Annotated in this window: 10 protein-coding genes; 2 read left to right on the top strand and 8 right to left on the bottom strand. The window is 51.3% G+C overall.

Going from position 1 to position 10,631, the window contains the following annotated elements:
* Window positions 1–64: IS1 family transposase (locus K0778_RS23690; protein WP_001676991.1), on the bottom strand; the 64-nt coding region annotated here is incomplete at its 3' end.
* 175 nt (window positions 65–239) lie between these two features.
* Here K0778_RS23690 and K0778_RS23685 point away from each other — a divergent pair.
* Window positions 240–1,214 carry a LysR family transcriptional regulator gene (locus tag K0778_RS23685; RefSeq protein WP_063084434.1) on the top strand — a complete coding sequence of 325 codons (975 nt, stop codon included), beginning with the start codon at window positions 240–242 and terminating at the stop codon, window positions 1,212–1,214.
* On the opposite strand, the gene K0778_RS23680 is transcribed toward K0778_RS23685, so the two are convergent.
* The 7 genes from K0778_RS23680 to K0778_RS23650 all read right to left on the bottom strand — a co-directional run bounded on the left by K0778_RS23680 (window position 1,211) and on the right by K0778_RS23650 (window position 10,203).
* Window positions 1,211–2,347 (bottom strand): HlyD family secretion protein, encoded by a 1,137-nt coding sequence (locus K0778_RS23680; protein WP_063084433.1) that lies wholly within the window; start codon window positions 2,345–2,347, stop codon window positions 1,211–1,213. The genes K0778_RS23685 and K0778_RS23680 overlap by 4 nt on opposite strands.
* A 5-nt stretch (window positions 2,348–2,352) precedes the next feature.
* Window positions 2,353–2,676 (bottom strand): DUF3302 domain-containing protein, encoded by a 324-nt coding sequence (locus K0778_RS23675; RefSeq protein ID WP_000478193.1) that lies wholly within the window; start codon window positions 2,674–2,676, stop codon window positions 2,353–2,355.
* Between the two features lie 544 nt (window positions 2,677–3,220).
* Window positions 3,221–4,759, bottom strand: coding sequence for an aldehyde dehydrogenase AldB (aldB, locus tag K0778_RS23670; RefSeq protein ID WP_000183976.1), 1,539 nt, complete (start codon window positions 4,757–4,759; stop codon window positions 3,221–3,223).
* A gap of 209 nt (window positions 4,760–4,968) precedes the next feature.
* Entirely contained in the window at window positions 4,969–6,075 is a 1,107-nt protein-coding gene (gene yiaY, locus K0778_RS23665; RefSeq protein WP_153449133.1) for an L-threonine dehydrogenase, read from the bottom strand.
* Between the two features lie 189 nt (window positions 6,076–6,264).
* Window positions 6,265–8,109 (bottom strand): selenocysteine-specific translation elongation factor, encoded by a 1,845-nt coding sequence (gene selB, locus K0778_RS23660; protein ID WP_000582470.1) that lies wholly within the window; start codon window positions 8,107–8,109, stop codon window positions 6,265–6,267.
* Window positions 8,106–9,497, bottom strand: coding sequence for an L-seryl-tRNA(Sec) selenium transferase (selA, locus tag K0778_RS23655; RefSeq protein ID WP_000206275.1), 1,392 nt, complete (start codon window positions 9,495–9,497; stop codon window positions 8,106–8,108). The genes selB and selA overlap by 4 nt, the downstream gene beginning before the upstream one ends.
* 97 nt (window positions 9,498–9,594) lie before the next feature.
* Window positions 9,595–10,203: a glutathione S-transferase gene (locus tag K0778_RS23650; RefSeq protein WP_000779792.1), complete on the bottom strand. Its 609-nt coding sequence runs from the start codon at window positions 10,201–10,203 to the stop codon at window positions 9,595–9,597.
* A 228-nt stretch (window positions 10,204–10,431) separates the two neighbouring features.
* Here K0778_RS23650 and K0778_RS23645 point away from each other — a divergent pair.
* Window positions 10,432–10,631 (top strand): type IV secretion protein Rhs (locus tag K0778_RS23645; protein ID WP_044722805.1); only part of this gene is annotated, 200 nt, incomplete at its 3' end.

Here is a 10,631-nt window from a genome sequence, read left to right as displayed (position 1 = left end):
TGCCGTTACGCACCACCCCGTCAGTAGCTGAACAGGAGGGACAGCTGATAGAAACAGAAGCCACTGGAGCACCTCAAAAACACCATCATACACTAAATCAGTAAGTTGGCAGCATCACCCGGTATTCCATTTTAAAATAAGATAAAAAAGAGTCGGCATAATAATGCTTACAATTTCTCCGGTGCAAGATTCATATTTATATAGTAATATATAAAATTATATATAATTGGGCTGTTGCGATGACAAAATTACAACTTAAGTACCGGGAGTTAAAAATTATCTCGGTAATCGCTGCCAGTGAAAATATCAGCCATGCCGCGACTGTACTTGGCATCGCACAGGCCAACGTCAGCAAATATCTTGCTGATTTTGAATCAAAAGTGGGTTTAAAAGTCTTTGACCGAACCACCCGGCAGCTGATGCTCACACCTTTTGGCACCGCGCTGTTACCGTACATCAACGACATGCTGGACAGAAACGAGCAACTTAATAATTTTATTGCAGATTATAAGCATGAGAAACGTAGTCGGGTCACCATCTACGCCCCAACCGGCATAATTACCTATTTATCCAAACATGTAATCGATAAAATTAAAGATATCGGTGATATCACCTTATCGCTAAAAACCTGCAATCTTGAGCGTAATGCCTTTTATGAAGGCGTCGAATTTCCTGATGATTGTGATGTTTTAATCAGCTACGCTCCACCAAAAGATGAATCGCTGGTTGCCAGTTTTATTACACAATATGCCGTAACCGCTTATGCCAGCCAGCGCTATCTTGAGAAACATCCTATTAGCCGTCCTGACGAACTCGAACATCACTCCTGTATTTTGATCGACTCGATGATGATTGATGACGCGAATATCTGGCGCTTCAACGTCGCCGGGAGTAAAGAGGTGCGGGATTATCGCGTGAAGGGAAATTACGTTTGCGATAACACGCAATCGGCGCTGGAGCTGGCACGAAATCACCTGGGGATTGTGTTTGCGCCAGACAAAAGTGTGCAGAGCGATCTGCAAGACGGCACGCTGGTGCCCTGCTTTCAGCCCCCGTATGAATGGTGGCTGGATCTGGTGGCTATCTTCCGTAAACGGGAATACCAGCCCTGGCGGGTCCAGTATGTGCTGGATGAAATGCTGCGTGAAATTCGCCACCAGCTTGCTCAGTCGCAGCAACTGCGGCCTGAACAAGCGGCGGAAAGCGAAGATTAATGATCGAGATAAAGGTAATGCACCCAGCTGGTCATGCGTAATAGCACTTTGCGCATCACCGAGACATGGATGAAATGATCAGAGTAGACCGCCACCTGGGCGTAAATACCGTCTGGTAAAGCGCTCAAATCAGTGTGCTCATCCAGTTCAATGGTCGCGATAACGCCATCTGAACCCGGCGCTGTGTTTAACGTCTGTAAGGTGCCGGTCGACTGATAAGCTCCGCCGGGAACAGCTGGACTAATGGCTGCCAGCTTGCCGCTGAATACCTTACCTGGCAGAGCATTAAACACCACTTCCGCATCGTCGCCAGGGGCCAGTCGCAGCAAGGAGTTCTGACGGAACTGCGCCACAATTTGTCGTTTCTGATCGGGTATAAACACCATCACCGGACGTAGCGGCAGCGACGCGGCATAGGTACCCGGACGAATCAGCACCTGGGTCACATAACCATCGCTCGGCGCACGCACTATCGTCTGCTCAAGGTTATATTTTGCTTCCGCGAGCTGCGCTTTCAGGCTGGCGATTTGAGAATGTTCACCCAACACCAGGCTATCCAGCTGGCTCTGGATCTGTTTTTGTTCCGCCGCCGATGACTTTACGGAGGCTTCCTGCGCCAGATAATTTTGCCGCGCCACATCAATATCGCGTTCTGAAAACGGGTTTACTTTCGCCTGGCTGCCGCGTGCGTAACGCTGATACTCTTTAGCGAATTTATCCCGCGTGGCCTTTGCCTGCTGAGTATTCGCCGCCATCTCATCTAACTCTGCGCTCAACGCCCGCTGTTTATGTTCTGCGGTAACGATATCCGCCATCAGCCGATCCACCCGCGCCTGATAACGCGTCGGGTCCAGTCGAAATAGCACCTCACCTTTTTTAATCAGCGTATTTTTCTTATCCGTCACTTCGATCACCACGCCTGTCACCTGTGGGACAACAGGAATAGAAATAACCGCTTTTTGCGCTTTGAAGGTATACGGATGGTTATAGTTCATTAACAGAATTAAACCACTGACAATAAATATGCCACCCAGGGCCGCTGTGGGAATGGTCCATTTATTTACAGGAATTTTGAAGATCTTAAACATTGCCCATGCAAAAGCCACATAGGTCAAAATAATCAGTAAATCCATAAGTATTACTCGGCAGAAGAGGATTTGATGTCGGCGAGCTGTTTCTCCAGCCCGGCAATACGCTGTTGTAGTTGCACAACGGAGGAGTCATGGTTTTGCATTCCCCATCCCCGCTCCGGGCGGTAAAGCGTGGCCCAAATCCACAAAAATGGCCAGATAACATGCAGCGTAAAAAGACTCACCCAACCAGCAACATGAATGGCGTCGGCATGAGGATGATTACGTTTTTTAGCAATCAGGTAGGGAATATCATGTAAAATAATAATCCCATAGAATATCACCAGAAATACAAAAATAAGCACTCCCAGTGCAAAATAGTCCAGGAACATATTTCCCTCAAAGAATATAAAAAAGAACAATTAACGCATATTATGAAATGCCATGATGCAGTGCAATTTCCTTATTTATATAACGACATATTGTTTTTTATATACTTTCTGAAATGTGCTGTCTGGTTTTTCAACAGGACGAGGTTTATCATATTGAAATAGTGGAACTATTGGCCAAACTAATGAATAACTCCAGTAAAACATCCACAGTACAGATTAAGCGTATTAAACCTTCAATTATCTACCGTTTATTGCTGATTGGCCTCGGATCACCAATGGTAATTTACGGCCTGGTTCGCCCGCTCACCATCGAAACGCGAGATTAAACTCCTGACAAAACACGCCCCAGAAACGCACTTCTGTTGGCGTAGTCTGGGTTATTGCGCACGTAGGTTTAAAACGTAAATTGTAACAACGTGCGCTTTGTTTATGCCGGATGCGGCGTGTACGCCTTATCCGGCCTACGGTCAGGTTCCCGTAGGCATGATAAGACGCGTAAGCGTCGCATCAGGCAATGAATACCCAATGCGACCAGCTTCTTATATCAGAACAGCCCCAACGGTTTATCCGAGTAGCTCACCAGCAGGCACTTGGTTTGCTGGTAATGCTCCAGCATCATCTTGTGGGTTTCGCGACCGATACCTGATTGTTTGTAGCCACCAAACGCAGCATGTGCCGGGTAAGCGTGATAGCAGTTGGTCCACACGCGCCCAGCCTGTATGCCGCGCCCCATCTTATAGGCCAGATTACCGTTGCGGCTCCAGACACCTGCGCCCAGGCCATATTGCGTGTCGTTCGCCAGCTCCAGCGCCTCATCCATCGTTTTAAAGGTGGTCACCGCCAGCACCGGGCCAAAAATCTCCTCCTGGAACACGCGCATATTATTCTGACCAAACAAAATCGTCGGTTCGAGGTAGTAGCCGTCTTTCAGTTCACCTTCCAGCAGCTTGCGCCGCCCGCCTGTGAGCACGTCAGCGCCCTCTTTTTTACCGATATCAATGTAGTTGAGGATGGTTTCCAGTTGCCCGTGAGAAACCTGCGCGCCCATTTGCGTCACGCTGTCGAGCGGGTTACCGCTACGAATGCTTTCGACACGGCGGATGGCGCGTTCCATAAAGCGTTCGTAGATAGATTCCTGCACTAAAGCACGACTCGGACAGGTGCAAACTTCGCCCTGGTTAAAGGCAAACAGTGCAAAGCCTTCCAGCGCTTTATCGAAAAAGGCATCTTCTTCATCCATCACATCAGCAAAGAAGATATTTGGCGATTTGCCGCCCAGCTCCAGCGTCACCGGAATAATGTTTTGCGTGGCGTATTGCATAATTTGTTGGCCCACTTCCGTTGAGCCGGTAAACGCCACTTTGGCGATGCGTTTCGAGGTCGCCAGATATTCGCCAATTTCCCCACCTGCGCCGTTGACCACGTTCACCACGCCCGGCGGCAGTAAATCACCGACGATTTCCATTAGCAGCAGTACAGAAAGCGGGGTAAGACGTGCGGGTTTCAGCACCACACAGTTGCCCGCCGCCAGCGCGGGAGCCATTTTCCAGCTCGCCATCAGCAGCGGGAAGTTCCACGGAATAATCTGCCCCACCACGCCTAACGGTTCGTGGAAATGATAGGCCACGGTTTCGCTATCAACTTCACTGATACCGCCTTCCTGTGCCCGGATACACGAGGCGAAATAGCGGAAATGGTCAATCGCCAGCGGTACATCAGCAGCACTGGTTTCGCGAATGGGTTTGCCGTTATCCCAGGTTTCAGCTGTCGCTAACAGCTCGAGGTTTTGTTCCATTCGATCGGCAATCTTAAACAGAATCGCCGCACGATCCTGCACCGAGGTGTGCGCCCATTTATCTTTCACTTTGTGCGCAGCATCCAGCGCCAGATCGATGTCTCGTTTGCCCGAAGACGCCACTTCGCACAGCAGCTGCCCGGTCACCGGCGTCAGATTCTGGTAATACTCGCCGTCGGCAGGGGCTACCCATTCGCCGCCAATAAAGTTGTCATAGCGGGCTTTTAACTTGAGGGGGAAACCATACTCGCCGGGCTTAATCTGTGCTGAAGGGGGATTATTGGTCATGATCGTCTCCTTGCGGTGTGAGGTATAACAAGGGTAGACGTGACTGGCGAAATCTTCGCCAGTCGGTAACAGCTTTACGACAGCTATCACGAATTTACGGGCAAGGGTTACAGAGATAGTTGAAAAAGCGGCTGACAATTTGCCAGCCGTTGTGGAAATGATGATTACATCGCTGCGCGATAAATCGCCACAATTTCTTCGTGAGTTGCCTAGATCGGGTTAGTAAAACCACAGGCATCTTTCAGGGCATTAGTTGCCAGAACCGCGAAATCTTCTTCTTTCACGTTCAGGTCGCGTAGGCCTGCCGGGATATCCACTTTCTTCGCCAGTTCACGGATGGCGTTAATGCAGGCTTCAGCACCTTCCGCATCGTTTTTACCTGTCACGTTCACGCCCATTGCAGCGGCACAGTCACGCAGACGTGCGGCGGCGACTTTGCTGTTGAATACCTGAACATGCGGCAGCAAAACGGCGTTACATACACCGTGTGGCAGGTTGTAGAAACCGCCCAGCTGGTGCGCCATCGCATGAACATAACCCAGAGAAGCATTATTGAACGCCATACCGGCGAGGAACTGGGCATAAGCCATTGCTTCACGCGCTTTCGCATTACTGCCATCTTCAACGGCTAACGGCAGGTTTTCGGCAATCATGGTCACGGCTTTCAGTGCACAAGCGTCAGTGATCGGCGTGGCGGCAATAGAAACATACGCTTCGATAGCGTGCGTTAAGGCGTCCATACCAGTGGCGGCGGTCAGTGACTTCGGCATACCGATCATCAGCGAGGAGTCATTGACAGAAAGCAGCGGAGTCACGTGCTTATCAACAATCGCCATTTTGATGTGACGCGCTTCGTCGGTGATGATGCAGAAACGAGTCATTTCTGATGCTGTACCCGCAGTGGTATTGATGGCGATCATCGGCAGCTGCGGTTTTGCAGAGCGGTCAACGCCTTCATAATCACGGATATCACCACCATTGGCTGCCACCAGCGCAATACCTTTTGCACAGTCATGCGGAGAACCACCGCCTAAGGAAATCACGCTATCGCAATTATTTTCTTTAAGTAATTTCAAACCTGCGGCGACGTTTTCCGTGGTTGGGTTAGGTTGGGTGCCATCATAAATAACGCTAAAAATATTGCGTTCTTCCAGTGCTTTTTGCACATCACCCGCCATACCTAATTTCGTTAACATATTGTCAGTGACAATTAAGGTACGGGTAAATCCATAATCTGCCATCATATTCATTGCATCAGTCAATGAATCATCGCCGATGACATTCACAGAAGGAATAAAGAAAGTTGAAGATGCCATAACACACTCCTGAAAGTGTAAAAAAGGGCGGGCAGCTTACTGAGGATTTTCATTCGAAAATATGATCAGTATTATTGATTATCAAAATTAATCTAATAAAAAGCACATTGTATTCATTAAACAATGTGCTTTTTTTAAAATCATAAGAAATTTGTATTAATTTATTTTAAAAATTAATTAATCATTTCCTTATTTTTCCGGAAATAATAATGCGTCGCGCAATAAATGATCATTTCCACGACGACGCGTAAAGCCAATGCGGTCAAAATATTCCAGAATCTGAATTGCCAGCTTTCGGCCTACGCCTAAGCGATCGCGGAAATCCGCCGCGCAGGTTGAACCACACTCCTGATCGAGATCGCGGATCATATTGGCAAATTCGACAATCCGATCGTTACGGTAATAACGATCTTTGACGATCGCGGTAATTATTCCTTGCTGCGCCGCCTGGCGCAGCGTCAGGCGCATTGCCTGCTCGTCGGTTCCCGTCTCTTTTGCCAGGTCACGCACCCACCACGGCTCGTCACCAAACAGCGGCTCTGCTTTTTGCCAGATGGCCTGCTGCTCTTCGCTGAAGCCCGCTTTGTGATCTGGCAGATGCAGCCAACCGTGATGACTGAGGATGTCGCCGCTTTCGCGCATCTTTTCAATCAGCAACAGTACCAGCGCTTCATCTTCCATTGGCAACGCCATACGTCGCAGACGTTCGCGCCCAGGACCAGGTTCATCGCGATGTTGCTCATGATAAGTCGCTAATGTGTCAAGAATTTTCCGCTGCCAGCGGGCGGCAACCGGCGCATTCAACAAGCTATAACCAGCCTGAATATAACCAGGCTGTTGCAGCAATTCGCGCATCCCTTCGCCGTTGAGCTGGCGCGCCCAGGCGAAATCCGCAAGGTTAACCGCGCCGCGTTCCAGATGAACAGATAACGCATCGGCATCGCTCTGCGCCCGTGCAAGAGACGCCAGCCATTGCAGATATTCCGGCTTACGTTTACCGCGACGCGGCGGGTTAAGCATCACGACGCGCGCTCCGGCCAGCGTGTTGCGGGCAGAGATATCGCGCAATACCAGGCGGTCGTTATCTGCCAGCCATAACGGGGTGTCGAAGACCAGTTCAGCAAGGTTATCTTCCAGCAGTGAAACGCGTCCCGTGACGTGGCTGGCGGCGTGGTGAATATGCAGCGGCTGCCACTGGGTCAGCGGTGTATGGGTTTGAAGCTCGACAATCACCCGTGTGAACGGCTCTGGCGGCACATCGGCAAGCAGCCAGTCGCCACGGTTAATCTGCTCTTTTTCCGCATCACCCGCGATGTTAAGCGCGATACGCTGCCCGGCATTGGCGGTTTCTGTTGGCTGGTTTTGCGCATGCAGCGCACGTACACGCATCGGTTTATTTACACCAGTCAGCCAGAGTGAATCGCCTACCTTCACTTCCCCGCTTAACGCCGTACCGGTGACGACCAGCCCGGCACCTTTTACGGTAAATGCGCGGTCAATCGCGAGGCGGAAACTATGTTGGCTGGCGTGCTCGCGTTCCGGCAACTGAAGCAGATGCTCGCGCAGGGCATCCATTCCCCGACCTTCGGTTGCTGCGGTGATAAACAGTTTTGCCTCAGCAAAACCGTATTCCCGCAGAACCTCCTTTACCTGGCGTTCAACCTCATCAACACGCGCTTCGTCCACGCGATCGGCTTTGGTCAGCGCCACTGTCAGCATCGGGTTACCGGTCAGCTGCAAAATCGCCAGATGCTCACGGGTCTGTGCCATCACGCCGTCATCGCACGCCACCACCAACAGCGCGTGATCGATACCACCAACGCCCGCCAGCATGTTGGAAAGAAACTTTTCATGACCGGGAACGTCGATAAAACCAGGCACGCGACCATCCGGCTGCGGCCAGTAGGCATAGCCGAGATCGATGGTCATGCCGCGCTTTTTTTCTTCCGGCAGACGGTCAGCATTTACGCCAGTAATCGCCTGCAATAAGGTTGTTTTGCCGTGGTCAACGTGTCCGGCAGTCGCAATAATCATTTCAACAACATCTCCAAAAACCGTTGCTCATCTTCAAGGCAGCGTAAATCCAGCCACAATCGTCCGTCATAAATACGACCAATCACCGGCACTGGCAATTCACGCCAGCGGGCGGCTAATGACTCAAGGTGGCTACCGCGTCCATCATGGGGTGTAAACGTTAATGCCGCGCTCGGCAGGCGATCAACCGGCAGCGAACCACTGCCAATCTGCGAAAGACATGGCATAACCTGTACCGCAAACTCCGCGCCGTAATGTGCGGCAAGGGGGGCCTGTAAACGTTGTGCCTGGATTTGAATGACCTCTGCGCTGCGGGTAAGCAGGCGCAGGGTCGGTAATTTTTCACTCAGAGCTTCAGGGTGTAAATAAAGACGCAACGTGGCTTCCAGCGCCGCGAGGGTCATTTTATCCGCGCGTAATGCACGCTTCAGCGGGTGGCTTTGCAGGCGGGCGATCATCTCTTTTTTACCAACAATAATTCCTGCCTGCGGCCCGCCTAACAACTTGTCGCCGGAGAAACTCACCAGACTGACGCCCGCCGCAATCAACTCCTGCGGCATTGGCTCTTTCGGCAAACCGTACTGGCTAAGATCGACCAGCGAGCCACTGCCTAAATCAGTCACTACGGGAACATCCAGCTCTTTGCCGAGCGCCACCAGTTCCGCTTCATCTATCGCTTTGGTGAACCCCTGAATGCTGTAGTTACTGGTATGTACTTTCATCAACAGTGCGGTATTTTCATTCACCGCCTGACGATAATCATTCGCGTGCGTGCGGTTGGTGGTCCCTACTTCGTGTAGGGTGCAGCCTGCCTGACGCATAACATCGGGAATACGAAACGCGCCGCCAATCTCCACCAGTTCGCCGCGAGATACCACCACCTCTTTTCCGCTGGCAGTGGCCGCCAACATCAATAACACCGCCGCCGCATTGTTATTGACGATACAGGCATCTTCCGCCCCCGTAATACGGCACAGCAGCTGCGCCAGCGCCCGATCGCGATGTCCGCGTCCGGCGTCGTCCAGATCATACTCGAGGGTCACTGGCGAACGCATAGCCTGCGCAACGGCTTCCACCGCGGCTTCCGCCTGTAAAGCTCGCCCAAGGTTGGTATGCAGCACGGTTCCCGTCAGGTTGATCACCGGACGCAGCGCGCTCTGCGCTTCTTTCGTCAACCGGGCATCGACTTCTTGCGCCCAGTTTTCACACCACGCAGGCAGCGTCTGGCTGCCACGAATCACTTCTCGCGCTTCGTCGAGCATCTGACGCAACAATTCCACCACGCGGGTGTGACCATAAGTATCACGCAAAGAAAGGAAGGAGCTATCGCGCAATAAGCGATCAATAGCCGGAAGTTGACTATAGAGGGAACGCGTTTCGGTTGTCATAGGAAACCTGGCTGATCAAGGCCCTCTCACACGGAGAAGGGCGTTTAACATAACCACGGATTGTAACGTGAGATGGGTCAGGAGGACATATCGCGCATCAAGCCTTTGGCGGTTCGGTGCGAGCAAAACTTTCGCGGCTAAACAGGTTTTCGACCAGTTTGACTAAGTGTGGGCGGTCGACACACCAACCTGGCGCAACGCGGCGGAAATTGAGATATCCGACGGCACAGGCAATGGCGATAGTCGCCAGATTGACCGTATCGGTTTTGAGTGTGCCATCGACCAGATATCCTTCCAGCACATCCAGACTGCGGTTGATTTTCTCCCGCTGGCGTAACAATTCATCTTCAGACTGCTGCGCCGCTGGACGCGCCTGTTCACGCACCGATACCAGCCCGGCATCCATAATGCCATCCGCCAGTGCCTCAATTTTGCGCACCCGCAACGACTCCAGCGGATCGCGCGGCAACATCGCCGGAGCGACATTCATTAATTCAATATATTCAGCGATGATCGGCGAATCAAACCAACATTCGCCCTCTTCGGTCACCAGCACCGGCACTTTTCCTAACGGGTTAAATTGCGCCACGCCGTTGTCCGCGTTATAGGGCAGTTCATTAATAAATTCGAAAGTTATGCCCTTTTCTAACAACAGAATAGAAAGTTTGCGTACAAACGGGCTGGTGTAGCTACCGACGAGTTTCATGCCGAGTCCTTTGTGCGAGGAAAAATATCAGTATGGCCTGGTGATGGGAAAAAGGGCAGAAAATGTTGATGGTTTGTTACTTCCAAATAAATCACATATTTATCATGGTGATATAAATATTTTCCTAATTGTTTCTATCTGATGGATATCTCACTTAAGGCTTTCTTATAAATCTGTAGGGTTTTGCCTGGAAGCAGACAAATAACCCGATAAAACAAGGATGAGCAGATGAGCGGAAAACCGGCAGCGCGTCAGGGCGACATGACGCAGTATGGCGGTAGCATTGTTCAGGGTTCAGCCGGGGTGCGCATTGGTGCCCCCACCGGCGTGGCCTGTTCGGTGTGCCCCGGCGGAGTGACGTCCGGCCATCCGGTCAATCCCCTGCTCGGTGCAAAGGTCCTTCCCGGTGAAACCGACCTTGCCCTGCC

Origin of the sequence: Escherichia sp. XD33, from assembly GCF_019375075.1 — a bacterium.
Taxonomy (GTDB): domain Bacteria; phylum Pseudomonadota; class Gammaproteobacteria; order Enterobacterales; family Enterobacteriaceae; genus Enterobacter; species Enterobacter flexneri_A.
The sequence above is the reverse complement of the archived record's forward strand: the minus strand, read 5'-3'. Positions and strand labels throughout refer to the sequence as shown.